The following is a 23,199-nucleotide window of genomic DNA, read 5'->3' as shown; positions in this document are numbered from 1 at the left end:
GCGATGCTCACACGACGCGACGCTGCCCAACGCTTGAACATCCCCTTGGAGATGGCCACCCGGCACGGCCTGCCCACCAGACTCACCGAAGCCCAGCTGGGTGAGATCGAGGACAACCCGCCGCCGTGGCTGGTCCAGTCCCGTGCCAACCGCACCGGCAAGAAGCCGGTGTGGGTCGAACTGGTGTGCAACGTCTGCGGGTTCGCTGAGAAAGCCCGGCCGAAGAAATGGTGGCCGACGTTCACTTACCTCTCTTGCGACTCCCATCAGCACTCCGACCTACCGCCGCCGCTGCACGGCTACCATCGTGAAGAGACCCTGGGCATTGGTAGCCAGTTCGTCGGCTGGGTCGACGCTCGACTGGACTGAGCCAACCGATAGCCCCAGCGGAGGGCTCAGAACCTGAACTCCTCGTCGACCGACAACGCCGTTCCCCCACCCTCGATCGTTGGCGCGTGTCATCACCGCGAGCGACGTCATCGCGCTTCTGCCGCGGCAGCCGCGGCCCGCTCCACCCACCTCGGAATGTCTCCGTAGCGCTGGTTCGGCACGAGCACGCCCTCGGCGCAACACTCGATCAACTGTGTCATCCGGCGGATGCGGGTGACGTCCTGCTTGGCTGAGGTCACCCACACGGCGCAGACCTTGCGGTAGGTCGCGGTCGAGGCCTCCCAGAAGGCGGTGGCCGCCGGCGATGCAGCCAGTGCCTCGGCGTAGGAGTCCGGTAGTCCGGCCCAAGGTCGCTCATGGCTGTACGGCGCCTCCTCGCGGCTGCGTTGCTCCCAGATCGCCAACCCGCTTGGCTGCATCCGCTCCTCGGCCCGCAGCTTCTCGACGAGACCGAGGTTGACCCGGCTCCAGTGCGAAGTCTTCTTGCGAGGGGTCCACCGCTGCCGCCTGGACTCATCGTCGATGCGCTGCACGACCGAGTCGATCCATCCCCAGCACAGCGCCTCGACGACCGCCTCCTCCCAGGTCAGTCCGCGATCAACGACGCCCTTCTTCTTCAAGCCCATCCACAGCACCGTCTCGGTGTCGTGGTGCAGGGCCAGCCAGGCAGCGAACTCCTCGGGGTTGTCGAAGAACCGCGCGGGTCGCTCGGCCGAGCCGCCCATCCGACCCGGAGTCTCGGGCTCTGCCTGGTCACGTGCCATGTACCGAGTGTGCTGGCATCTGCCGAGTTCGTCACTCGGTCGCCACACTCTGCGGGCCGAGATGCCCCACACCGCCGACGCGTTACGCACCGGCGGGCTCTCCGAACGCACCGTCATCGACATCATCCGGAGCTTCGACCTCGTGCTCGGCGCGTAGCCTCGACCCGTGCTGTCCAAGTCGTCGGTCCCCACGGTGCTTCTCGCGAGCCTGCTCGTCGGCCTGACGGCCTGCCAGAGCGAGGGTGGTGATCCGAGCCCGACTCCGAGTCCGAGTCCGAGTTCGAGTTCGGATGCCACCTCGGGAAGAGCGACGAGCGCAACCGCACTGACCCGCATCGAAGCCGTCCAGACCCAACTGGACACGTGGGCCGGCACCGGAGACCTGGCCACGGCCCAGGAGGCCGCCGAGGGTGTGATCAACCTGGTGGTCGGGAGCGAAGGGCCCTACTACGGCGACGCCACGAACAACGACGTCGTCACGGGAGGGACCGGCAGCGGCCTTCTCCCCGGGCTCGACGGTCAGCCCGGTCTGGCTGACACCGACTCCCCGAACCCATGCGTCGTCGACGACGTGCTGGGCGGCTCGTGGGAGGACCCGGCCGACCGGTGGGACACGCTCGACACCGCGATCGACGAGTGGTCCACGTCGAACAACACCTACCCCGCGCTGCCCAGTCATCCGCAGCGCGTCGTCGGCTGGGCACGGCTGACCCTCGAGGCCGACACCATCGAGGAAGCAACCGAGTACGCCGGTCACGCCCAGCTCCACGTGGACGTCAGCCGAGACGCCTACGCCTGTTCCTGAAGCACCTGAAGAATCTCGGCCGCCGCCCGCTCCCCGGCCTGGATCGCGCCGTCGAAATAGCCGGCCCACCGGGTCGCGGTCTCCGTACCGGCCCAGTGGATGGGACCGAGCGGGTTGCGCAGTGCATGACCATGGGCGGTCCAGGTGCCCGGGCCCATCACCCCGGCGTACGCGCCTCGGCTCCACTCATCACTCCCCCAGTCGTGCTCGATGACCTCGACCGGCTTCGACGCCTCGGGCCCGAAGAGCCGAGCCAGGGTCCCCAACACCGCGTCGCGTCGCTCAGACGCCGATCGCCGACCCCACTCCCGCGCCTCGCTGCCCTCCAGGAACGTCAGCAGTACGCCGGGCGCTCCCGTGGACGGGGTGTTGTCGAAGACGATCTGGCCCGGTCCGGTCAGGCTGGTCGCCGAGCCCGTGAGTCCCTGTCGACGCCAGAAGGGGGTTTTGTAGATCGCCATCATCTTGATGACGCTGCCCATGGGCACCCGCTGGGTCAGCTGATCCCGGGATGCCGGCATCGGTGGGTCATAGACGATGCGACCCGCCAGGGTCGGCGGAAGGGCCACCACCACACGGCGAGCGACCAGCCCGTCGACGTCGACGTACCCGTCCCGCACCGTGATGGTGCGGACCGGCCGCTCCAGCACCACCCGCTCCCCCAGCTCCGCCGCCAAGCCGTCGGCCAGCAGGGCGGAACCTCCCACCAGACGGTCCTGCTGAGCGCCCCCGTCAGTGTCGAGAAGGGCGTCCCAACCGCCGGCGCTCGCGAGGTAGAAGCAGACGTGCAACAGCGACAGATCGGCCGGTTCCGCCGAGAACACGGCCCGACACCCGACCACGAACGCCTCTCGAGCCGTCGCGGTGACGGCGGCCCGACGGATCCAGGTGGCGAAGGTCGTGCCGTCCAGTCGTCCGGCATCTCGCGCCGACCACGGCGAAGCCGGATCGACCCTGCGCGCTAGGCGGTCCAGGTGTACAGCGGCCTGTGCATAGTCCGCCAGGACGGCCGGGTTCAGCTTCGGGATGGTCCCGGAGTAGCGACGTACTCGTCCTCGAGCGTCCTCGAAGAGGTTCTCGCCGGTGAGGTATGTCGCGAACGTGGCCAGACCCAGTTCACGAGCCAGAGCATGGGCACGATGCTGGGTCGGACCGAGCCACTGCCCGCCCAACTCCACCACGTTCTCGGCGCCGGGGCCGAGTGCGTGGGGCAGGATCCGGCCTCCCACCCGGTCGCGGGCCTCCAGCACCCGGACGTCGAGCCCTGCGCGGGTCAGGTCGCGGGCCACGGTCAGGCCGGACAGTCCTGCACCGACCACGACGACGTCACAGTCGAACTGGGTCATCGTCCCGAATTGAGTCATGGGCAGAGTCTGCCTGCGTCGGTCGCGTCACACTCGTGCAACTTCGGGTTACATCCGCCGTAGGGTCGGGCCATGGCGACCACGACTCCCGCGACCGACGGCCGTCGCACCGCTGCGGCCACCCGTCGTCGGGCCCGCGAGGACGAGATCGTCGCGGCCACCCGAGCACTGTTCGACGAGCGCGGCGTGCGCGATGCCCAGATCGAGGACATCGCACAGGCGGTCGGGATCAACCGGACCATCATCTATCGACACTTCTCCGGCAAGGAGGAGGTCTTCGCCCTGACGCTGGTCAGTTATCTCGCCGAGCTGCGCGAGGTGCTCCTCGAAGCCGATGCCCCCTTCGCCACGACGGCGCAGGCCCACGCGCGCGTATCGGCTCTCGTCGGAGCCTTCGTCGACTACGGCGTGGCCCACCCGGCCTTCGTGGACTGTGCCCAGTCCCTGATGGGCCGCACGGGAGACGAGCTGCTCGGCGAACTGTCCGAGAGCGCCCTGTTCCGTCTCGGGCGCGGAATCTCCGGCTGCCTTGCCGTCATCTCGGCCGCCCTCGAGGACGGCGCCGCGTCGGGTGAGTTCACCCTCTCGGCGGACGCCACCTTGTTGGCCAACACCTTCTACGCCACCGGGCTGGGCGCACTCCAACTCGCCCGCGTCGGCATCCTGGTCAAGGAGTCGGCGCCGGGCATCCCGACAGTCGGTCAGATCACGGCCGATCAGGTCCGGGCCTACCTGGTCACCTCGGCCCTGGCCATCGCCACCGGCTGAAAGACCCCACCAACGCGAGAACCCCGGCCACCGAGCGTGATGCTCGGCGCCGGGGTTCAGCGGTTCAACAGGATCAGTCGCGCTCGAGGATCGCGGTCACGCCCACGCCGCCAGCGGCGCACACGGAGATGACGCCCTTGCCGGAACCCGACTCCGAGAGCAGCTTGGCCAGCACGTTGAGGATGCGACCACCGGTCGCGGCGAACGGGTGACCCGCAGCGAGCGAGGAGCCGTGGACGTTGAGCTTGCTGCGGTCGATCGAACCGAGCGGTGCGTCGAGGCCGAGGCGCTCCTTGCAGAACACCGGGTCCTCCCAGGCGGCCAGGGTCGAGAGGACCTGGGAGGCGAAGGCCTCGTGGATCTCGTAGAAGTCGAAGTCCTGAAGCTTGTGGCCGGCCCGCTCGAGCATCCGCGGCATCGCGTACGCCGGAGCCATCAGCAGACCCTCACCACCGTGCACGTAGTCGACCGCAGCGGTCTCGTGCGCGGTGATGTAGGCGAGCACGGGAAGACCGCGCTCCTTGGCCCACTCCTCGGAGGCCAGCAGCACCACGGAGGCGCCGTCGGTCAACGGGGTGGAGTTGGCGGCCGTCATGGTGGCGGCCTCGCCCTTGCCGAACACGGGCTTGAGCTTGGCGAGCTTCTCGACGGTGGAGTCGCCGCGCAGGTTCTGGTCGCGCTCGAGCCCGCGGAACGGGGTGATCTGGTCGTCGAAGAAGCCGGCGTCGTACGCCGCGGCGAGGTTCTGGTGCGACGCAGCAGCCAGTTCGTCCTGGGCCTCACGGGTGATCTGCCACTCGAGAGCGGTCAGCGCGGCGTGCTCGCCCATCGACAGACCCGTGCGGGGCTCGCCGTTCTGGGGGATCTCGATGCCGATGTCGCCCGGGCGGATGGAGCCCAGAGCGGTCAGGCGGCCCTTGGTGTCCTTCGCGGCGTTGACCTTCATCAGCTTCTTGCGCAGCTTGTCGCTGATCGCGACCGGTGCGTCCGAAGTGGTGTCGGTGCCGCCGGCGAGACCGACGTCGATCTGGCCGAGGGCGATCTTGTTGGCGACCTGGATGGCGGCCTGGAGGCCGGTGCCGCACGCCTGCTGGATGTCGGTGGCGGGGGTCTCGGGCGAGAGCTTGGAGCCCAGGACCGCCTCACGGGTCAGGTTGAAGTCGCGGGCGTGCTTGAGCACGGCGCCGGCGACGACCTCTCCGAGTCGCTCGCCCTCGAGGCCGAAGCGCGTCACGGCGCCGTCGATCGCGGCCGTCAGCATCTCCTGGTTGGACGCGTCGGCGTAGGCGGAGTTGGAGCGGGCGAAGGGGATCCTGTTGCCGCCGATGATGGCGACACGACGGGTGCTGGAGTTCATAGCCCCATCCTGTCCCGCGATCCCCCGTCTGAGAAGGCAATGAGGGGCACGTCACGAAATGTGGACTCAGAGTTACACCTGGAGTTACATGAGCCTTGACACCACCGATCTCTCCAGCCCACTGATCTCTACAGCAAGGACACCGTCTCTCATGAACGACGCTTACCTCGGCTTCACCGACTCAGCGATCGGGAAGCTCGTCGTGAAGAACCTCGGCCTGCCCAACCCGACCAAGTTGGAGCGCTACACCGAAGGTGCTCCCCTGGTCACCGGCACCGTGGTCCTGGGTGGAGCCGGACGGCTCGCCGAGTCCCTGCCGGGCCTGCTCGACCTCGTGGGGATCCCGTCCGCGACCGAACTCGCCGAGGGTGCCAAGGCCAAGGGCCTCGTCTTCGACGCCACCGGGATCACCTCCGCCGCGGACCTCAACGCCCTGCGCGACTTCTTCACCCCGCTGATGCGCAGCCTCGAGTCCTGCGCGCGCGTGGTCGTCATCGGTACGCCGCCCGAGCAGGTCAGCGGATCCGAGCGGGTCGCTCAGCGCGCCCTCGAGGGCTTCACGCGCAGCCTCGGCAAGGAGATCGGCCGCGGCAGCACCTCGCAGCTCGTCTACGTCGCTGAGGGCGCCGAGGCCGCCGCGACCAGCACCCTGGCCTTCCTACTGTCCCCCAAGTCGGCCTACGTGTCCGGCCAGGTCATCCGCATCGGCGCGCACAAGACCAAGAAGGCCCCCGCCGTGACCGACTGGATCAAGCCGCTCGAGGGCAAGATCGCCCTGGTCACCGGCGCCAGCCGGGGCATCGGTGAGCAGATCGCCCGGGTCCTGCACCGCGACGGCGCGACCGTCGTCGGCGTCGACGTACCCCAGGCCGCCAGCGAGCTTCAGGCCCTGATGAAGGAGCTCGACGGTGACTGGCTCACCCTCGACATCACCGGCAAGGACGCCCCCCAGCGGATCGCCCACCACCTGAAGACCAACCACCAGGGGGTCGACGTCGTGGTCCACAACGCCGGCATCACGCGCGACAAGAAGCTCGCGAACATGAAGGAGGACCGTTGGGACTCCGTCATCGCGGTCAACCTGACCGCCCCTGAGCTGATCACCCGCGAGCTGCTCGACCAGGACGTCATCAACAAGGGCGGCTCGGTGGTCGGCGTGGCCAGCATCGCCGGGATCGCCGGCAACGTCGGACAGACGAACTACGCTGCCTCCAAGGCCGGAGTCATCGGCCTGGTCGACTCCCTGGCCGACGAACTGCGCGACGGCATCACCATCAACGCCGTGGCCCCCGGCTTCATCATCACCGCGATGACCGCGGCGGTCCCCTTCGCCACCCGCGAGGTCGGTCAGCGCCTGAACGCCATGGCGCAGGGTGGTCTGCCGGTCGACGTCGCCGAGACCGTCGCCTGGTACGCCAACCCCGCCTCCGCCGCCGTGAACGGCAACGTGGTCCGCGTCTGCGGCCAGATGATGCTGGGCGCCTGATGGCCGAGCAGAGCATCGAGTCCAAGACGCTGACGTCCACCTCGGGCGGGGTCGGCACGCTGCTCAAGGCGGCGCTGCCCTCCCTCCCGGTCATCGGTGGACTGCCGGGCATCAAGAAGGCATCCCGGGACGGCTTCGTGGGTCTGGCCTACGACCGCCCGGCGGTCACCGTCGAGCGCGAGCAGGTGGAGGCGTACGCCGCGGTGTGCGGCTTCCCCAAGAAGGACACCGTCCCGCTGCCGTTCCCGCACATGTTGGCCTTCCCGCTGCACATGGCGATCATGACGGACTCGGCGTTCCCCGCCCCCGCGATCGGCACCGTGCACCTGGAGAACTCCATCACCGGTCACCGGCCCATCGCGATCGGCGAGCGTCTGGTCGTTGCCACCCAGGTGAGCCCGGCCCGGGCGCATCCCAAGGGCGCGGTCTACGACTTCGTCACCACCGTCCGCGCCGAGGGTGACGATGCGATCGTCTGGGAGAGCACCTCGACGTACCTGCGCCGCGGCAAGGGCGATGAGTCGGCTTCGACCGGCGCATCCTTCCCCGATGTGGATCGCACCGGTGTCACCTGGCCGGTCGCGGCCGACCTGGGTCGGAAGTACGCCGCCGTCTCCGGTGACCACAACCCGATCCACCTCTACCCCGTGACCGCGAAGGCGCTGGGTTTCCCGCGTCAGATCGCGCACGGGATGTGGAGCAAGGCCCGTTGTATCGCCGCTCTCGAGAACCGCCTCCCAGACGCGGTTCGCGTCGACGTGGCGTTCAAGACGCCGATCCTGCTGCCCGGCAAGGTCTCCTTCGGCGCCCAGCCGATCCACGGATCCCAGGGCTCCCCGGTCGACGGCTACGCGTTCGCGCTGAAGAACCCCAAGAGCGGCGCTCCGCACGTCGTGGGAACCACGACCGCTCTGTAGCACCCACGCCGGTGAGATCCGGTCCCGCGCCTATTTCTCGGCGCGGGGTCGGATCAGGCCTTCTTGGGCGACCGTGGCGACCAGGGTCCCGTCGGCCTGCCAGACGTGGCCGAGCGACAGCCCGCGCCCACCCTGGGAGGAGGGCGACCACTGGTCGTAGAGCCACCACTCGTCGGCGCGGAACGGCCGGTGGAACCAGATGGTGTGGTCCAGGGAGGCCATCTGAACGTTGTTCGGGCTCGTCTGGTGAGCCACGAGCGAGGCCCCCAGCAGGCTGACGTCGCTGGCGTAGGTGAACAAGCCGAGGTGGTCCAACGGGTTGTCCGAGAGCTCCCCCTTGATCCGGATCCACATGCGCGCCTGGGCGGGATGGGCCGGGTCGATTTCGAGGCCGCGACCGGACGTTCCCAGCCAGCGAACGTCGAGGGCGGCCCACTCCTTGCCCAGGGCGTCCGCTTCGGGGCTGCCGCCCTGGCGCATCAGCTCGACCATGTCGAAGCCGTCCTCGGGCGAGCCCACCTCAGGCATCCGGTCCTGGTGGCTCAACCCCTCCTCCGGCTTCTGGAAGTTCAGGGTCTGGTGGTAGATCGGTCGGCCGTGCTGCCGCGCGGTGACCCGCCTGGTCAGGAACGAGCGCCCGTCGCGGATCCGCTGCACGTCGTAGATGATCGGGACCTGGTAGTCGCCAGGTCGCAGGAAGTAGGAGTGCAGCGAGTGCACCTCGAAACCCTCCTCTACCGTCCGGGACGCCGCGATGAGCGCCTGCGCGGCCACCTGCCCGCCGTACACCCGGGGGCGGTCGGAGACCGGATGACTACCGCGGAAGAGATCCACATCGAGGTTCTCGAGGTCGAGCAGACCCACGAGTTCGTTGGCGGCCTGGTCGGCCGGGGGGTCAGTCACCTGGTCGGTCATCGGTCAGTCGTCCTCGGGGCTCTTGGTGGGGTCGGGCCGGTCCTCGTCGAGACCGGCCAGGAACTGCTCGAACTGTTGGCCGATCTCGTCGCCGGTCGGCAGGGGGGTGTCGTCGGCGAGCAGGCTGCGCCCGGACTCCTCGGCCTCCTCGAAGGAGTCGTACTGCTGCTCCAGGGCGCGTACGACGTCCGCGATCTCCTCGTTGGCGGCCAGGTAGCGGGTCACGTCCTCCTCCCGCTCCTGCGCGCTCTCGCGCAGGCCGGTGAGGTCGATGGTCAGGTGTCCACCCAACTCGACCTGCTCGAGCAGCGCGACCGAGGCCCGGGGGTAGTCCAACTGCGCCAGGTAGTGAGGGATGTGGGCGACGTACCCGAGGCCGTCGTGGCCCCACTCACCCAGCCGCACCTCGAGCAACGCCTGAGCGCTGCTGGGGATGCGCAACTCTCCGCGCCACGGGCTGTCGCCGGAGATCAGGGCGTCGTTGTTGGCGTGATGGGTGATCGCGATCGGTCGGGTGTGCGGGACGGCCATCGGCACCGAACCCATCCCCACGACGCGGGACACATCGAAGCGTTCAATCACTTCGCGCACCGCGCGGGCGAAGGCCTCCCAGCGGTTGTCTGGCTCCGGGCCGTGCATCAGCAGGTAGGGGATGTCGGCGCTGTCGCGCATGAGGCGTACGACGAGCCGGGGCGCCTCGTAGTCGGCGTAGTGGTCGCGCACGAACGACATCGGGGGCCGGCGGGCACGGTAGTCGTGGAACTGGTCGACGTCGAAGGTGGCCACCACGGATCCGGACGAACCGGACGTGCTCTCGCGTCCGACCATGACGCCGGTCTGACCGGCGCTGACCTCGGTCAGGTAGCGGCACGCGAGCGCGGCGGAGTTGCCGGCGTCGAGGAATCCGTCGAGGACCAGCACCATGGTCAGGTCGGTGACCGCTTCGAGCTCGGGGATCTCGTCGACGATGTGCACGAGCCGGGATTCGGAGGTCATTCGCCTACGGTATTGCCCGCCGATGCGCCGGGCTCGGATGGGTCGCCCACCTGATCGCCCGGCTGCCCGGTCGGCCTCCCCGTCGGTTGGCCGGTGGACTGCTCCGTGGGCGCTTCGGAGGGTTCCTCGGGCGGGGGTTCGAAGAAGTCCGGGTCGTAGGTCGCGATGATGAGTTTCGCGCTCTTGCGGGCCAACGTGCGGGTGTTGATGCCCAAGGTGATCTCGAGTCGCGCGGCGGCGTCGACGTCCTCGCCGTTGAGTTGGTCGATGAGCGCCCACAGCGCGCCCTCGCCATAGGTGGCGGCGATGAACTCGCAGGCAAACCACGACACCGCGTAGTTGCGCGTCTGTTGGTTGCCGTTGAAGTCGTCGTCGGTGGCGAGGTCGGTGATCCGACCCGCCTCGGCGTCGGTGACGGCGAGCGGGGTGATCCGTCGACTCTCCGGCGCCATGGGCCGCACCGAGACGTATTCGGCCACCCCCTCACTGAGCCACAGCGGCACCTCGTCGTCGCGCTCGCCCAACGCCACGTGGGTCAGTTCGTGGCGCACCAGCCGATCCAGTTCGGGGCGGGTCGCGTCCAGCATCCGAGGGTTCAGCACGAACCGAACGGCGGCGATCTGTTCGCTGGCCGGTCCGGAGGGGCCGGCTGCGATGGGGACGGCCAGACCATCCAGCCGCTCCGGATCCCCGCCGGGGACCTCGCCCAGCCCGGCCTGGAAGGTGGTGTCGGACAGCGAGTAGAGAACGACCGACCGCGACCACTCCAACGGCACCGACCCCGAGACGTCGGCGATCCCGCGCGAGACCGATTGCACCACTGAGGCGGACTTGGCGACCGAGTCGTCGTCGAAGATCCCGAGGACCCCGGGCGCGGTGCGGACCTGGATGGGGCGGGCCTCCCACGGCTGCCGCACGATCTGGTTGTCCTTCTCCCACTCGGGGTCGACCACGGAGCTGAGGACGAACCGGCGCTTCTTCGCGCCCTTCGCGGAGAACTGGAACCGGAACTGGGACACCACCGGCACCGCGTCGAAACCCCCGAGCTGCGTGGTCAGGTCGACGACCACCGAGTAGGTGTTCCCCTTCCGCACCAGACTGCGTCGACGCAACCCGTAGCCGAACTGCTCGAGAGGAAGTTGGGTGAGGTTGTCGAAGTAGTCGTTCTGGGTGACCTGGAGGCCCTCGTTCTGGTCCAACACCGACAGGAAAGCGGAGCGGTCGCCGTCCAGGACGGCGGTGGCGCGCCTGTTGAGCAGCCCGGTGAAGGTCTTCACCAGGTTCGGCGGCACCGGGAGGGTCTCCTCCGGGATCGGGGTCGCCTCGGAGGCGATCGGGACCGGAACTCGTGCTGGGGTGGGGGCCGGACTCTCGTCCGAGCAGCCCACGAGCAGGGTCCCGCCCAGGATCGAGCCCAGTAGCGCCGAGAGCGCTCGAGTCGAACGGCTAGTCGGCATCGACCGTAGGCGAGTCACCCAGCAGGGACGACCGCTCGGTGCCGTCGTCGTCCAACAGGGTCATCTCCTCGGTGATGCTCAGGGCGATGGCCTGGTCCGTCAGACCGATCCGCTCCAGGATCGCGGCCCGCTTGGCGTGCCCGAGGAACTCCTGCGGGATGCCGTGGAGCCGCACCGGCGTGGTGACGCGGGCCTCGTTGAGTGCCGCGAGCAACATCGATCCGCAGCCACCGGCCACGCCGTTGTCCTCGATGCTCACCACCAGTCGGTGGGTGGCGGCCAGGTCGATGATCGCCGGGTCGACCGGCTTGACCCAGCGGGGGTCGACCACGGTCGCACCGATGCCCTGGGCGGCGAGGCGTTCGGCCACCGCGACCCCGGTGGTGCACATCGAGCCCACGGCCACGATCAGGACGTCGTGGGTGCCGTTGCGGACCAGTACGTCGGCCCCACCGGCCTTCCCGACCGCTTCGAGATCGGCTGGCGGCGGACCCTTGGGGAACCGCACCACGGTGGGGGCGTCGTCGACCTCGACGGCTTCGTTGAGCAGTTCCTCCAGGCGGGTGGCGTCGCGCGGGGCGGCGAGCCGCAGACCGGGGACGACCTGCAGGATCGACATGTCCCACATGCCGTTGTGGCTGGCTCCGTCGTCGCCGGTGACACCGGAACGGTCCAGGACAAAGGTCACTCCGCACTTGTGGAGGGCGACGTCCATCAGGATCTGGTCGAAGGCCCGGTTCAGGAAGGTGGCGTAGACCGCGAACACCGGGTGCAGTCCCCCGATGGCCAGGCCGGCGGCCGACGTCGCGGCGTGCTGCTCGGCGATGCCGACGTCGAAGGTCCGTTCGGGGAAACGTGCCTCGAACTTGTGTAGTCCCACCGGGTGCATCATCGCGGCGGTGATGGCCACGACGTCGCGGCGGCGCTGTCCGATGCGGACGATCTCGTCGGCGAACACATCGGTCCAGATGCGTCCCTTCGGGTTCTCCTCGCCGCTGTCGATGTCGAACGGTCCCGGGGAGTGGAACTGGTCGGCCTCGTGGCGTTCGGCGGCGTCGTACCCGAAGCCCTTGCGGGTCAGTGCGTGCACGATCACCGGTCCGCCGAAGCCCTTGGCCTGGCTGAGCGCCTGCTCCATCGCCGCACGATCGTGCCCGTCGACGGGGCCGACGTACTTCAGCCCGAGGTCCTCGAAGAGTCCTTGGGGCGCGATGGCGTCCTTGAGGCCCTTCTTCATCGCGTGCAGGGTGTCGTACGCCGCCGGGCCGACCCCGGGGACCGCGTTGAGCCGACGCTTGACCTGGTCGAGAACGGCTTCGTAGCGGGGGTTGGTCCGCAGCGCCGTGAGCGCGTTGGCCAGACCACCGATGGTCGGGGTGTAGGAACGGCCGTTGTCGTTGACCACGATCACCAGGCGCGAGTCCTTGGCGATGGCGATGTTGTTCAACGCCTCCCAGGCCATGCCGCCGGTGAGGGCACCGTCACCGATGACCGCGACCGTGTGGCGCTGTTCCCCGCGGATGGCGTAGGCCTTGGCGATGCCGTCGGCGTAACTCAACGCGGTGGAGGCGTGGGAGTTCTCGACGATGTCGTGGTCGGACTCCTCCTGGCTGGGGTAGCCGCTGAGGCCGCCCTCCATGCGGAGGCGATCGAATCCCGCGGCGCGGCCGGTGAGCATCTTGTGCACGTAGGACTGATGTCCGGTGTCCAGGACGACCCGGTCGGTCGGTGAGTCGAAGACCCGGTGGATCGCGATGGTCAACTCGACCACACCCAGGTTGGGCCCGAGGTGTCCCCCGGTCCGGGAGCAGGTGGAGACCAGGAGATCGCGGATCTCCGAGGCGAGGGTGGTCAGTTCGTCGTCGCTGAGACCGCGCAGGTCGCGTGGCCCGGTGATCGACTGGAGAACACTCATGGGGCGAGTCTACGGGTTTGGGGAGCGATCACAGGTGTCTTAGAGGGTGTAGACGGCCACAGCCGGTTCGTGCAGGCTGCCCATCCACACCCGACCGTCGTGCTCACGCACCCCGGTCACCATGTGGTAGCTCGCACCATGGGCGGCCGGGTCCAGATCCAGGTCGTGCACCAACTTGCCGGCCTCGTCGTAGGCCTGCACCCGAACGCTCTGCTTCGGCTTCGGCTGCAGCTTCTCGGGGATCTTGGTGATCAGCTTGCGCACCGCCATCGGGCCGGTCTTGATGCGTTCGACCAGCGGGTCGAGGGGGCTGGCGATGGTGACCCAGATCAGGCCGTCGCTGCCACGGGAGATGTTGTCGGGGTAGCCCGGCAGGTTGGAGCACAGCAGATCGCGCATGCCCTTGCGGTTCCCGCGGAGCCAGCGGCGTACGACGGTGCGGTTGCCGGTCTCCGCGACGCAGACGAAGTCCTCGTTCTTCGACAAAGCCACGCCGTTGGCGAAGGCCAGCCCGTCGAGGACGACCTCGGCGGACCCCAGGGGTCCACCGGGCGCCAGGCGCATGAGTCGGCCCGTCCGGGTGTTCTGGACGAAGTCGCTCTTCCACTCGTCGATGCCGAACTTCGTCGAGGAGTCGGAGAACCACACCGTCCCGTCGGTGGCGATGGCGGCGTTGTTGCAGAAGACCATCTTGGCGCCGGCCACGCTGTCGGTGACGATCTCGACGGCTCCGCTGGCGGTGTCGATCCGTAGCAGACCCTTCTTCGCGTCGCACACCAGCAACCGACCGTCGAGGTCGATCTCGATCCCGAGTGGTCGGCCCTGGGTCTGGGCGATCCGGTCGACCTTCGACCCGTCGTGGCTGATCCGCATGATCGAGCCGTCGTCGGTGCCGGTGAAGACGGCGCCCTCTTCGGCACCGGAGAGACCGATCACCACATCCTCGGCGCCGTGACCCGGGACGGGGATGACTTCGAACTGACCACTGGTCATGGGAGCAACTTTCGGTAGGTGTCGGACGCGAGGAACGTCGGCACGATTGTGGCAGCCGACCCGGTCAGCGGTAGTTCCGCGATCCGATGGGGGTTGACGAAGGTCATCTGCCGTCCCTCGTGGCATTCGATATGAGCGTCACTCAACTCGGTCGAGGCGACGAAGACACCCACCGTGTCCCAGGACTCGTAGGCCTCGTGCCACACCGTGAAGTCGCCGTACTTGCTCAACGTCCCGGCGGGCAGCACCACGCCGGTCTCTTCGGCGAGTTCGCGGTACGCCGCGGCCCCGAAGGTCTCTCCCTGCTCGACGTGCCCCCCGGGCATCCCCCAGCATTCGGGATCGATCACCGGATGCTCATCTCGCTCCTGGAGCAACAGACGACCGAGTCGATCAACGAGGATCACGGTCGCGAAGGTCGGCATATCGAGGTCAGGTTAGTGGACTGCCGAGTCGGCGCTAATTGACGTCTGAAACGGCCCGAGTCGGCGCGTCTTTTCAAACTAGCGCCGACTCGGCGCGTTCTCAGCGTCAACTTGCGCCGACTCACGATCACAGACGGGCGATGAACCGCCGTCCGCGCAGGGCCTCCTCGACCAGGAGCGCGGCTCGGTGGACCCCGATGAGGCGGGCGTCCTCGAGGAGCCAGGTCTGTACGGCGGCCTCGACGACGTCCGCAGCGGCGACCTCACGAAGGCTGGACCGGGCCTCGCTCAGTCCGCGCTTGCAGGCCTCCTGCCCGGCCTCGATGTGGATCACCGCGAAGCGGGCGAGTACGACGACATGCTTGCGCAGACCCGGGTAGCCGCGGAAGTCCGGGGGGCAGAGATCGAGCAACCACGCGGCCGCCGTCTGCTCCCAACCAGGCGCATCGGGAGGACGGACCTCGCGGGGCCAACCGGGTGGAGCGATGTGGGTGACCATGGCCCCATCGTAGTCGATCTTCGAACACCTGTTCGACAGGTGGATCTGATCGGTCACCCGGTCAGAAAACTGAACCGCACCGTGCGTAGGTCGTTGTCGACGTTCAGGTCGACCAGACAGATGCTCTGCCAGGTGCCCAGGGACAAGCGCCCGTCGAGCACCGGAACCGTCGCATGTGGCGGCACGATGGCCGGCATCACGTGGGACCGACCGTGGCCGGCTGAACCGTGTCGGTGTTTCCACCGGTCGTCGGACGGCAACAGGTCGCCGAGGGCCGTGAGCAGGTCGTCGTCGCTGCCTGCCCCCGTCTCGATGATCGCGATCCCCGCGGTGGCGTGCGGAACGAAGATCTGGAGCAGACCGTCGCCTCGGCCGTCCACGAAATCGGAGCAGTCGTGGGTCAGGTCCCGGACGACCTCGCGGTCGCCGGTGCGGTAGTCACGCGTTTCGCTGTGCATGGGCATCCCCTTCAGATCGCTGTTCCGGTGCCACGCAAGGGCGGCGGGTTCCGCTGTCCCCCGGCGCAGGACGCCCCGGGCTCCGGTGCGGTCTCCCCCGCCCCGTAGCGGGTGATGAACAGGGGCAGGCGTGGATCGTCGGCACCGTCGAGTTCCAGTCGGGTGCCCCAGACGGTGACGACCACGGGTGCCTCCAGGCCGTCGTACGGCGAGAGGATGCCGTTCTGCGGGAGCAGATCCGCCAAGGCGTCCACCTCGTCCTGCCCCAGGTCGGGTCGGTAGGTCAGCCACACCGTGCCGTGCTCCAGGTCGTGTACGGCGTTCTCGTTCGGCACCGGTTCGTCGTACACCCCACAGTCGAGCCAGATCGGGTTGTGCCGTCCCCCGACCGGAGGCGTGACGTCGTAGTCGACCTCCTTCTCGGTGTGCGTGGTGTTCGAGGTGTCGAAGAACTCCACACCGTCCAGGGTCACCTCACCGGAGTCGGCCACCAGCGGGATCGTGATCGCGGCAGCAAGCGCGGCCACCGTAACCGCGCCGGCGATGGCGACGCCGAGCCACCGACGCTTCTTCGTTGGTTGGGGGAGATCGGGCGGCTCATACGGCGAGTACGACGGCGGCTGGCCCGGTGGAGGGCCCGGTGGAGGACCCGGCGGAGGACCCAGTGGCGGCCCGTAGACAGGAGGCCCGGGCGGCGGAGCCTCGGACATCAGGACTCCAGCGCCTTCTCGATCCGCTCCACCTTCGCGGTGAGCTGATTGTCGTACCCGGGGCGGATGTCCGCCTTGAGCACGAGACCCACCCGCGGCGAGCTGGCCGCGACGACATCGATGGCCTGCTTGACCACCGCCATCACCTCGTCCCACTCCCCCTCGATATTGGTGAACATCGCATTGGTCTCGTGGGGCAGTCCCGACTCGCGGACGACGCGCACCGCGGCCGCAACGGCCTCGGTGACCGACCCGTCCGGGTCGCTGCTCATGGGGCTCAGGCTGAAGGCGACGATCATGGGCTCACGGTAGCCAACCCACCAGACAAACTCGAGATGGTCCCTCGCGCTATGGCTGTTCTGAGGCCGCAGAACTTCGACCCCACCGCAAGTGATCATCCCTGGAAGTGACAAAGCGGGCACGGACCTACTGGTCCGTGCCCGCTTCCCAGGCTATGCCTCGGTGTTATCTACGGGGCTTGCTGCGAGGGTTCAACGGGTTGGTGCCCCTGCGAACCTCGACCCCATCGTTGAAGCCATCGCGATCGGTGTCGCGGAACTTCGGGTTCGTCCGGTACTTCTTGACCTCGCGCCCGTCGCTGAGACCGTCCCGGTCGGTGTCCTTACGACGCGGGTCGGTTCCGGTGCCCTGACGACCCTTGACCTTGACTTCCCGGGCGTCGTTCAGACCGTCCCTGTCGGTGTCGGCCCGACGCGGGTTGGTCCGCGTGGACTGGATCTCACGCCCATCGCCCAAGCTGTCCCTGTCCGTGCTGAACTGGCACGGGTTCGTCTTGTGCTTGCGGATTTCGCGCCGATCCTTGAGCCCATCGCCGTCCGTGTCCTGCTTCAACGGGTTGGTCGCGCAGCGGCCGTAACGCCCATTGGCCGAACCGGTGATCTCTTCCTTGTCATCCAACCGGTCACGATCGCTGTCCTTGCGGCGAGGATCGGTCTTGAAACGCAGGATCTCCGACGCGTCGTCCAGCCCGTCCTGGTCCGTGTCTCGAGAGCGCGGGTTCGTCTTGTGCACGTTCACCTCAGCGGCGTCACTCAGAGTGTCACCATCGGTGTCCACGACCCGGGGATCGGTGAACTCCGCCTGCTCCTCCTGACCGTCGGAGAGTCCATCACCGTCGGTGTCGGGGTTGTTCGGGTCGGTCGCCCGGTTCCCGTAGCGGTTCTCAGAGCCGGTGACCTCTTGACCCTCAGGCAGGCTGTCGCCATCGGTGTCGGGGTCCAAGGGGTTGGTCGGCTCGTTCCCGAAGTCCGTGTTCAGAGAGCCCGTGTTCTCCTCGGTGTCGAGCAGGCCGTCACCGTCACTGTCGCCCGGGGTCGAGTTGTTGAAGTCGTCGGACGCCTCACGGGGGTCGGTGCCGCGACCGACCTCGATCCCATCCATCACGCCACCGTCGTCGGTATCAGCGTCGTTCGGGTCGGTGGGCCGTTGTCCGTGACCGGTGTTGGCAGACCCACTCGTCTCCTGGCCGTCAGTGAGGCTGTCTCGGTCGGAGTCGGCGATCAACGGGTTGGTCGACTGGTTGCCGAAGGCACCGTTCTTGGAGCCCGACTTCTCCTCTCCGTCAGTGAGGGTGTCGTCGTCGGTATCCGGATCGAGCGGATCGGTTCCGATGGCGGCTTCATCTCCGTCGGTCAGTCCGTCCCTGTCGGTGTCGGCGTCGCGGGGATTGGTGCCATTGCTGATCTCGGCTCCATCCCGCACGCCATCAAGATCGGTGTCTGGCGCGTTCGGGTTGGTCGGCTGGTTGCCGTAGCCGGTGTTCTTCCCACCGCTGGTCTCCTGACCGTCCAGCAGGCCATCGTTGTCCGAGTCCGCGTCCAGGGGGTTACTGGCCCCGTTGCCGAAGGCCGTGTTCTTCGAACCCGACACCTCCTGGCCGTCACTCAGTCCGTCACCATCGGTGTCGGGGTTGTTCGGGTCAGTTCCACGAGCAACCTCGCGCCCGTCGTCCAAGCCGTCATCGTCGGAGTCGGCATCAAAGGGATCAGTCGTCTCGTTGCTGTAGGCCCCGTTGGCTGAACCGCTGGTCTCTTCCGAGTCCAGAAGACGGTCACCGTCGCTGTCGAGCCCGCCCCGAGTGTCGTCGGCGGGGTCATTCGGGTCGGTCTCATCGGTGCTCTCGCGCCCGTCGGTGACACCACCGTCGTCGGTGTCGGGGTCATTCGGGTCACTGGGTTCGTTGCGGTGAGCGCCATTGGCAGAACCGCTGGCTTCTTGGCCGTCATCGAGGCCGTCGTTGTCCGAGTCCGCATCAAGGGGATCAGTCGGGGCTTTACCGAACGCAGTGTTCTTCGATCCGGACACCTCCTCACCGTCGGTGAGTGTGTCGTCATCGGAGTCGGGGTCCAGTGGATCGGTACCGACGGCGGCTTCCTTACCATCACTCAGACCGTCACCGTCGGTGTCGGCAACCCGGGGATCTGTGCGGTTTCCCACCTCAGTCGCATCCCCGACCCCGTCGCCGTCGGTGTCGGTGTCGTTCGGGTTGGTTGGGCGATTGCCGAAGGCGCTGTTCCGCGAACCACTGGTTTCCTGGCCGTCGGTGAGGCCATCGTTGTCCGAGTCCGCATCAAGGGGATCAGTCGGGGCTTTGCCGAAGTCGGTGTTCGTCGCTCCGATCACCTCCGGCCCGTCTTGGATGCCATCACCGTCGGTGTCGGGGTTGTTGGGGTCTGTGCCGCGGTTGATTTCGTCACCGTCGCGGAGCCCGTCTTCATCGGTGTCCGGGTTGAACGGATCGGTGGGTTCGTTGGCGTACGCCGTATTGAGGGATCCAGACGTCTCCTCACCGTCGAGAAGGCCGTCACCGTCGGAGTCGATGTCCACCGGCTCACAGTTGATCCCGCCTGCGGGCGTCCTGGCCTCGACGCTCATCGGGAAGAGGTCGGCGTCGAGCAGGGTGACGGCAAGCGGATCAACACCGAGGGAGATGTCGATGTGCAGAACGCTAGCGCTGGCACCAGCCTTCGTGCCGTCCTGGGCTACTGACTTATCCGTGAGTTGACCCACCGAGAGAGAAGCGACCAGAAGGGGGTTGGCTGGCACCGCGAAGTCAACAGGGCTGCCGTCTGCGGGCAAGGTGGCCGTCTGGCCATTGCCGGTGACCTGCACCACCGGGGCGTTCCAACTGACCTGGGACCCGGTCGCTACGCCCGTTGCTCTCGCGCTGAGTAGTGGAGCGGTGAGGACCTGCACGTTGAGCTGTCCACCGAACAGCTTGACATCGGCGGTGGAGCCCAGCGTGGTCGCGACAACGTCGCGGCCGTCACTGTCAAGGCGTGCAGGGTTGGGCACCAACTTGGTGTTCTGCGAGGTGGAGACCGTGTTGGGCAACTCCAGCAGCGTTCCGACCGTGGGAACGGGAAGCAACGCCACGTCCACCGTGGAGACCCGGGAGCGGCTCAGGGCCTCGGTGGCGGGCTGACATTCGTCGCCCACTACCGCGGTCCGGGCCCTGGCCTCGGCAGTCGACACGCCCAGATCGAGGAGGCCCGGGACCGTCCCTGGGATCGAGACGGAGGAAACGCCTGCAACATGGTCCGGTGGTGCGGTTTGCGTTGCGCGCGCGAGGATTTCCGGCAAGGCCGTACCCAGCACCGAAGCCACCAGATTGCGGGCTCCGGCCGCGGACGAGATCGGATCGCCATCGGTCAGACCGAAGGTCACGCCCACTCCGACGTCAGCGACCGTTCCCGGCACGGCTTTGAGGGCGGTCAGGTGAAGGGCTTCGGCGGTGGTTCTCGAGCCGAATCCGGAGAAATCGGGCGCGGCTGCGGACGCTGAGGACGCGGCTGGCGGGCTGGCGGCTGCGGTCGGCACAACAGCGGCGGTGTAGAGCGCCGAGGTCGACAAACACAGCGCCATACCCAAGATTTGGGTGGGCGACACGGGGGACTCCTACTGGGGGGCGGGGGGTGGGGATGGGGGGAGGATTGAACTCTGCGAGATTTCTGGGCACGAACTTACCAGCGGGCGGCCCCCACCGGTGGTAAAACATTTGGGGTCTCACCACCCGACCCACCTCGCCGTGAGGCGGGGTGTCGTGCACCGCAAGGAAACAACGAACCCGCCGCCATCGGGACTCTTGAATGAGCACCGGATAGCGACGGGTTCCTCGTTGTCGAGGCCTGGCGCCTCGTGTTGTCCGTCAGCCAGCGTTGCGCAGGCTGCGCAGGACGTACTGCATGATCCCGCCGTTGCGGTAGTAGTTCGCCTCACCGGGGGTGTCGATGCGCACGACCGCGTCGAAGGTGACGTCGCCCGCGGTGACCTTGACGGTCTTCGGGGTGCGGCCCTCGTTGAGCTCGGTGACGCCCTCGACAGAGAACGTCTCCTCACCGGTCAGACCCAGCGACTCGGCGTCCTGACCCTCGGGGAACTGCAGGGGAAGGACGCCCATGCCGATCAGGTTCGAGCGGTGGATCCGCTCGTAGGAGGTGGCGATGACGGCCTTGACGCCCAGCAGGGCGGTGCCCTTGGCGGCCCAGTCACGCGAGGAGCCGGAGCCGTACTCCTTGCCGGCGAGGACAACCAGGGGAATCCCAGCCTCGGCGTACTTCTCGGAGGCTTCGTAGACCGTGGTGACGGGTTTGTCGTCGGCCGTGAAGTCGCGGGTGAAGCCACCCTCGGTGCCCTCGGCCAGCTGGTTACGCAGCCGGATGTTGGCGAAGGTGCCGCGGATCATCACCTCGTGGTTGCCGCGACGCGAACCGTAGGAGTTGAAGTCCCGGTTGCCCACGCCGTGGTCGGAGAGGTAGGCGCCGGCCGGTGAGTCCTTCTTGATCGCGCCCGCGGGCGAGATGTGGTCGGTGGTCACCGAGTCGCCGAGCTTGAGCAGCACCCGGGCCCCGGAGATGTCCTCGACCGGGACCGGCTCGGCCGGCATCCCGTCGAAGTAAGGGGGCCTGCGGACGTAGGTCGACTCGGGGTCCCACTCGAAGGTCTTGCCCTCTGGGGTGGGCAGCGAACGCCACTGCTCGTCCCCGGCGAAGACGTCGGAGTACCCGTCGGTGAACATCTCGGAGGTGATGGCGTCCGCGATGACGTCCTCGACCTCGGCCGCGGAGGGCCACAGGTCCCTGAGGAAGACGTCGTTGCCGTCCTGGTCCTGGCCGAGCGCGTCGTTGAAAAGATCCAGATCCATCGAACCGGCCAACGCGTAGGCCACCACGAGCGGCGGCGATGCGAGGTAGTTCATCTGGACGTCGGGGTTGATCCGGCCCTCGAAGTTGCGGTTGCCCGACAGCACCGAGACGACCGCGAGGTCCTTCTCGTTGACCGCCGCGGAGACCTCGGGGATCAGCGGACCGGAGTTTCCGATGCAGGTCGTGCAGCCGTAGCCGACGAGGTTGAAGCCGAGCTTGTCGAGGTACGGCGTGAGGCCGGACTTCTCGTAGTAGTCCGAGACGACCTTGGACCCGGGGGCCAGGGTGGTCTTGACCCACGGCTTGCGCTCGAGACCCTTGTCGACGGCGTTCTTGGCAAGCAGCGCCGCGGCGATCATCACCGACGGGTTGGAGGTGTTGGTGCACGAGGTGATCGCCGCGATGGCCACCGCACCGTGTCCGATGGACAGTTTCTGACCGTCGAGGTCGATCTCGGCGGTCGCGTCCGGCTCCTCGGTGTAGGCCTTCAGCGCCTCACGGAAGGACGACCCGGCCTCAGTGACCGCAACCCGGTCCTGGGGCCGCTTGGGGCCGGCCAGGGAGGGTACGACGGTCGCGACGTCGAGCTCGAGCTTCTCGGAGTAGCGGGGCTCGGCGTCGGGATCGTGCCAGAGGCCCTGCTCCTTGGCGTAGGCCTCGACGAGCGCGATCTGCTCATCCGAGCGGCCGGTGAGCTTGAGGTACTTGGTGGTCTCCTCATCGATCGGGAAGACCGCGATCGTGGAGCCGAACTCCGGGCTCATGTTGCCGATGGTGGCGCGGTTGGCCAGCGGCAGCGCCGAGACACCGGGGCCGTAGAACTCCACGAACTTGCCGACGACCCCGTGCTCACGGAGCATCTCGGTGATCGTGAGGACCAGGTCGGTGGCGGTGGTGCCCTCGGGCAGGTCGCCGTTCAGCTTGAAGCCGACCACGCGCGGGATGAGCATGGAGACGGGCTGGCCGAGCATGGCTGCCTCGGCCTCGATGCCGCCCACCCCCCAGCCCACGACGCCGATGCCGTTGACCATGGTGGTGTGGGAGTCGGTGCCGACGCAGGTGTCGGGGTAGGCCATCAACTCGCCGTCGACCTCACGGGTGAACACGACGCGCGCGAGGTGCTCGATGTTGACCTGGTGGACGATGCCGGTGCCCGGGGGGACGACCTTGAAGTCGTCGAAGGCGCCCTGCCCCCAGCGCAGGAACTGGTAGCGCTCGCGGTTGCGCTCGTACTCGATCTCGACGTTCTTCTCGAAGGCACCGGGGGTGCCGAAAACGTCGGCGATGACGGAGTGGTCGATGACCATCTCGGCCGGAGCGAGCGGGTTGATCTTGGTGGGGTCTCCCCCGAGCTCGGCCATGGCCTCGCGCATGGTGGCGAGGTCGACCACACACGGCACGCCGGTGAAGTCCTGCATGATCACCCGGGCGGGGGTGAACTGGATCTCTTCCGACGGGTTTGCGTCGGGATCCCAGCCGGCGATCGCCAGGACGTCGTCGGCGGTGATGTCCGCACCGTCCTCGGTGCGGAGCAGGTTCTCGAGGAGCACCTTGAGGCTGAACGGGAGACTCGCCACGGCGTTCTCGTCGATCCCCTCCCCGGTGACCGCATCGAGGCGGAAGATCGTGTGGGACTTGCCGCCCACGTCGAGGGTGCTCTTGGCACCGAAGCTGTCCTGACTGGCCATCAGTCGTCTCCTCATCGGGGTCGGGCGCGAATGCTGCCATCTTGCCGTCGCAGGTGTGCGGTCGGGAAGTAAGGCAGACCTTTGTACGAGCGACCACCATAGTGTCGTTTTTTATCTTGATATCAAG

At 67.7% G+C, this 23,199-nt stretch carries 20 protein-coding genes; 5 read left to right on the top strand and 15 right to left on the bottom strand.

Annotated elements, in window-relative coordinates:
* The first annotated feature begins 3 nt into the window (after window positions 1-3).
* Entirely contained in the window at window positions 4-369 is a 366-nt protein-coding gene (locus ACYVLV_RS05085; RefSeq protein ID WP_460808179.1) for a hypothetical protein, read from the top strand.
* Between the two features lie 107 nt (window positions 370-476).
* Here the strand turns inward: ACYVLV_RS05085 and ACYVLV_RS05080 are convergent, their stop codons facing one another.
* Entirely contained in the window at window positions 477-1,154 is a 678-nt protein-coding gene (locus tag ACYVLV_RS05080) for a YdeI/OmpD-associated family protein (protein WP_460808177.1), read from the bottom strand.
* Window positions 1,155-1,320: 166 nt separating this feature from the next.
* Here ACYVLV_RS05080 and ACYVLV_RS05075 point away from each other — a divergent pair, with 166 nt between their 5' ends.
* Window positions 1,321-1,959, top strand: a complete 639-nt coding sequence (locus tag ACYVLV_RS05075) for a hypothetical protein (protein ID WP_460808176.1) — start codon at window positions 1,321-1,323, stop codon at window positions 1,957-1,959.
* Here the strand turns inward: ACYVLV_RS05075 and ACYVLV_RS05070 are convergent.
* Entirely contained in the window at window positions 1,944-3,323 is a 1,380-nt protein-coding gene (locus ACYVLV_RS05070) for a flavin monoamine oxidase family protein (protein ID WP_460808174.1), read from the bottom strand. The two genes, ACYVLV_RS05075 and ACYVLV_RS05070, sit on opposite strands and share 16 nt — an antisense overlap.
* Before the next feature lie 72 nt (window positions 3,324-3,395).
* On the opposite strand from ACYVLV_RS05070, the gene ACYVLV_RS05065 reads away from it, so the two are divergent.
* Window positions 3,396-4,091 (top strand): TetR/AcrR family transcriptional regulator, encoded by a 696-nt coding sequence (locus tag ACYVLV_RS05065; RefSeq protein ID WP_460808173.1) that lies wholly within the window; start codon window positions 3,396-3,398, stop codon window positions 4,089-4,091.
* 73 nt (window positions 4,092-4,164) lie between these two features.
* Here the strand turns inward: ACYVLV_RS05065 and ACYVLV_RS05060 are convergent, their stop codons facing one another.
* On the bottom strand, window positions 4,165-5,448 hold the full coding sequence (locus tag ACYVLV_RS05060; protein WP_460808171.1) for an acetyl-CoA C-acetyltransferase: 1,284 nt from the start codon (window positions 5,446-5,448) through the stop codon (window positions 4,165-4,167).
* Between the two features lie 151 nt (window positions 5,449-5,599).
* On the opposite strand from ACYVLV_RS05060, the gene ACYVLV_RS05055 reads away from it, so the two are divergent.
* Window positions 5,600-6,934: a 3-oxoacyl-ACP reductase gene (locus ACYVLV_RS05055; RefSeq protein ID WP_460808170.1), complete on the top strand. Its 1,335-nt coding sequence runs from the start codon at window positions 5,600-5,602 to the stop codon at window positions 6,932-6,934.
* On the top strand, window positions 6,934-7,851 hold the full coding sequence (locus ACYVLV_RS05050) for a MaoC/PaaZ C-terminal domain-containing protein (protein ID WP_460808167.1): 918 nt from the start codon (window positions 6,934-6,936) through the stop codon (window positions 7,849-7,851). The genes ACYVLV_RS05055 and ACYVLV_RS05050 overlap by 1 nt, the downstream gene beginning before the upstream one ends.
* 30 nt (window positions 7,852-7,881) lie before the next feature.
* Here the strand turns inward: ACYVLV_RS05050 and ACYVLV_RS05045 are convergent, their stop codons facing one another.
* From ACYVLV_RS05045 to acnA, 12 genes are all read right to left on the bottom strand, one after another.
* Window positions 7,882-8,754: an acyl-CoA thioesterase gene (locus tag ACYVLV_RS05045; protein ID WP_460808166.1), complete on the bottom strand. Its 873-nt coding sequence runs from the start codon at window positions 8,752-8,754 to the stop codon at window positions 7,882-7,884.
* 15 nt (window positions 8,755-8,769) lie between these two features.
* Window positions 8,770-9,762 (bottom strand): proteasome assembly chaperone family protein, encoded by a 993-nt coding sequence (locus ACYVLV_RS05040; RefSeq protein ID WP_460808165.1) that lies wholly within the window; start codon window positions 9,760-9,762, stop codon window positions 8,770-8,772.
* A complete protein-coding gene (locus ACYVLV_RS05035; RefSeq protein ID WP_460808164.1) occupies window positions 9,759-11,219 on the bottom strand; it encodes a hypothetical protein in 1,461 nt (486 codons plus the stop codon). Before ACYVLV_RS05035 ends, ACYVLV_RS05040 begins: the two co-directional genes overlap by 4 nt.
* Window positions 11,209-13,134, bottom strand: a complete 1,926-nt coding sequence (gene dxs / locus ACYVLV_RS05030; protein ID WP_460808162.1) for a 1-deoxy-D-xylulose-5-phosphate synthase — start codon at window positions 13,132-13,134, stop codon at window positions 11,209-11,211. The genes ACYVLV_RS05035 and dxs overlap by 11 nt, the downstream gene beginning before the upstream one ends.
* A gap of 39 nt (window positions 13,135-13,173) precedes the next feature.
* On the bottom strand, window positions 13,174-14,127 hold the full coding sequence (locus tag ACYVLV_RS05025; protein WP_460808161.1) for an SMP-30/gluconolactonase/LRE family protein: 954 nt from the start codon (window positions 14,125-14,127) through the stop codon (window positions 13,174-13,176).
* Window positions 14,124-14,552, bottom strand: coding sequence for an NUDIX domain-containing protein (locus ACYVLV_RS05020; RefSeq protein ID WP_460808160.1), 429 nt, complete (start codon window positions 14,550-14,552; stop codon window positions 14,124-14,126). Before ACYVLV_RS05020 ends, ACYVLV_RS05025 begins: the two co-directional genes overlap by 4 nt.
* Before the next feature lie 127 nt (window positions 14,553-14,679).
* Window positions 14,680-15,051 (bottom strand): hypothetical protein, encoded by a 372-nt coding sequence (locus ACYVLV_RS05015; RefSeq protein ID WP_460808159.1) that lies wholly within the window; start codon window positions 15,049-15,051, stop codon window positions 14,680-14,682.
* Between the two features lie 53 nt (window positions 15,052-15,104).
* Window positions 15,105-15,509 carry a YjbQ family protein gene (locus ACYVLV_RS05010; RefSeq protein ID WP_460808158.1) on the bottom strand — a complete coding sequence of 135 codons (405 nt, stop codon included), beginning with the start codon at window positions 15,507-15,509 and terminating at the stop codon, window positions 15,105-15,107.
* 11 nt (window positions 15,510-15,520) lie between these two features.
* Window positions 15,521-16,219, bottom strand: coding sequence for a DUF3105 domain-containing protein (locus tag ACYVLV_RS05005; protein WP_460808157.1), 699 nt, complete (start codon window positions 16,217-16,219; stop codon window positions 15,521-15,523).
* Window positions 16,219-16,518: a thiamine-binding protein gene (locus ACYVLV_RS05000; protein WP_460808156.1), complete on the bottom strand. Its 300-nt coding sequence runs from the start codon at window positions 16,516-16,518 to the stop codon at window positions 16,219-16,221. The genes ACYVLV_RS05005 and ACYVLV_RS05000 overlap by 1 nt, the downstream gene beginning before the upstream one ends.
* A gap of 166 nt (window positions 16,519-16,684) precedes the next feature.
* Window positions 16,685-20,128 carry a binary toxin-like calcium binding domain-containing protein gene (locus ACYVLV_RS04995; RefSeq protein ID WP_460808155.1) on the bottom strand — a complete coding sequence of 1,148 codons (3,444 nt, stop codon included), beginning with the start codon at window positions 20,126-20,128 and terminating at the stop codon, window positions 16,685-16,687.
* 259 nt (window positions 20,129-20,387) lie between these two features.
* Window positions 20,388-23,072, bottom strand: a complete 2,685-nt coding sequence (acnA, locus tag ACYVLV_RS04990) for an aconitate hydratase AcnA (RefSeq protein WP_460808153.1) — start codon at window positions 23,070-23,072, stop codon at window positions 20,388-20,390.
* Window positions 23,073-23,199 lie beyond the last annotated feature (127 nt).

The sequence above is a fragment of the Nocardioides salsibiostraticola genome (assembly GCF_054783655.1).
The sequence above is the reverse complement of the archived record's forward strand: the minus strand, read 5'-3'. Positions and strand labels throughout refer to the sequence as shown.

Coding starts and splice junctions, on each gene's coding strand:
- ACYVLV_RS05035 (WP_460808164.1), bottom strand. CDS start 11,219: ATGCCGACTAGCCGTTCGACTCGAGCGCTCTCGGCGCTACTGGGCTCG.
- ACYVLV_RS05040 (WP_460808165.1), bottom strand. CDS start 9,762: ATGACCTCCGAATCCCGGCTCGTGCACATCGTCGACGAGATCCCCGAG.
- ACYVLV_RS05000 (WP_460808156.1), bottom strand. CDS start 16,518: ATGATCGTCGCCTTCAGCCTGAGCCCCATGAGCAGCGACCCGGACGGG.
- dxs (WP_460808162.1), bottom strand. CDS start 13,134: ATGAGTGTTCTCCAGTCGATCACCGGGCCACGCGACCTGCGCGGTCTC.
- ACYVLV_RS05070 (WP_460808174.1), bottom strand. CDS start 3,323: ATGACTCAATTCGGGACGATGACCCAGTTCGACTGTGACGTCGTCGTG.
- ACYVLV_RS05080 (WP_460808177.1), bottom strand. CDS start 1,154: ATGGCACGTGACCAGGCAGAGCCCGAGACTCCGGGTCGGATGGGCGGC.
- ACYVLV_RS05055 (WP_460808170.1), top strand. CDS start 5,600: ATGAACGACGCTTACCTCGGCTTCACCGACTCAGCGATCGGGAAGCTC.
- ACYVLV_RS05085 (WP_460808179.1), top strand. CDS start 4: ATGCTCACACGACGCGACGCTGCCCAACGCTTGAACATCCCCTTGGAG.
- ACYVLV_RS05060 (WP_460808171.1), bottom strand. CDS start 5,448: ATGAACTCCAGCACCCGTCGTGTCGCCATCATCGGCGGCAACAGGATC.
- ACYVLV_RS05025 (WP_460808161.1), bottom strand. CDS start 14,127: ATGACCAGTGGTCAGTTCGAAGTCATCCCCGTCCCGGGTCACGGCGCC.
- ACYVLV_RS05005 (WP_460808157.1), bottom strand. CDS start 16,219: ATGTCCGAGGCTCCGCCGCCCGGGCCTCCTGTCTACGGGCCGCCACTG.
- ACYVLV_RS05015 (WP_460808159.1), bottom strand. CDS start 15,051: ATGGTCACCCACATCGCTCCACCCGGTTGGCCCCGCGAGGTCCGTCCT.
- acnA (WP_460808153.1), bottom strand. CDS start 23,072: ATGGCCAGTCAGGACAGCTTCGGTGCCAAGAGCACCCTCGACGTGGGC.
- ACYVLV_RS05065 (WP_460808173.1), top strand. CDS start 3,396: ATGGCGACCACGACTCCCGCGACCGACGGCCGTCGCACCGCTGCGGCC.
- ACYVLV_RS05050 (WP_460808167.1), top strand. CDS start 6,934: ATGGCCGAGCAGAGCATCGAGTCCAAGACGCTGACGTCCACCTCGGGC.
- ACYVLV_RS05010 (WP_460808158.1), bottom strand. CDS start 15,509: ATGCACAGCGAAACGCGTGACTACCGCACCGGCGACCGCGAGGTCGTC.
- ACYVLV_RS05020 (WP_460808160.1), bottom strand. CDS start 14,552: ATGCCGACCTTCGCGACCGTGATCCTCGTTGATCGACTCGGTCGTCTG.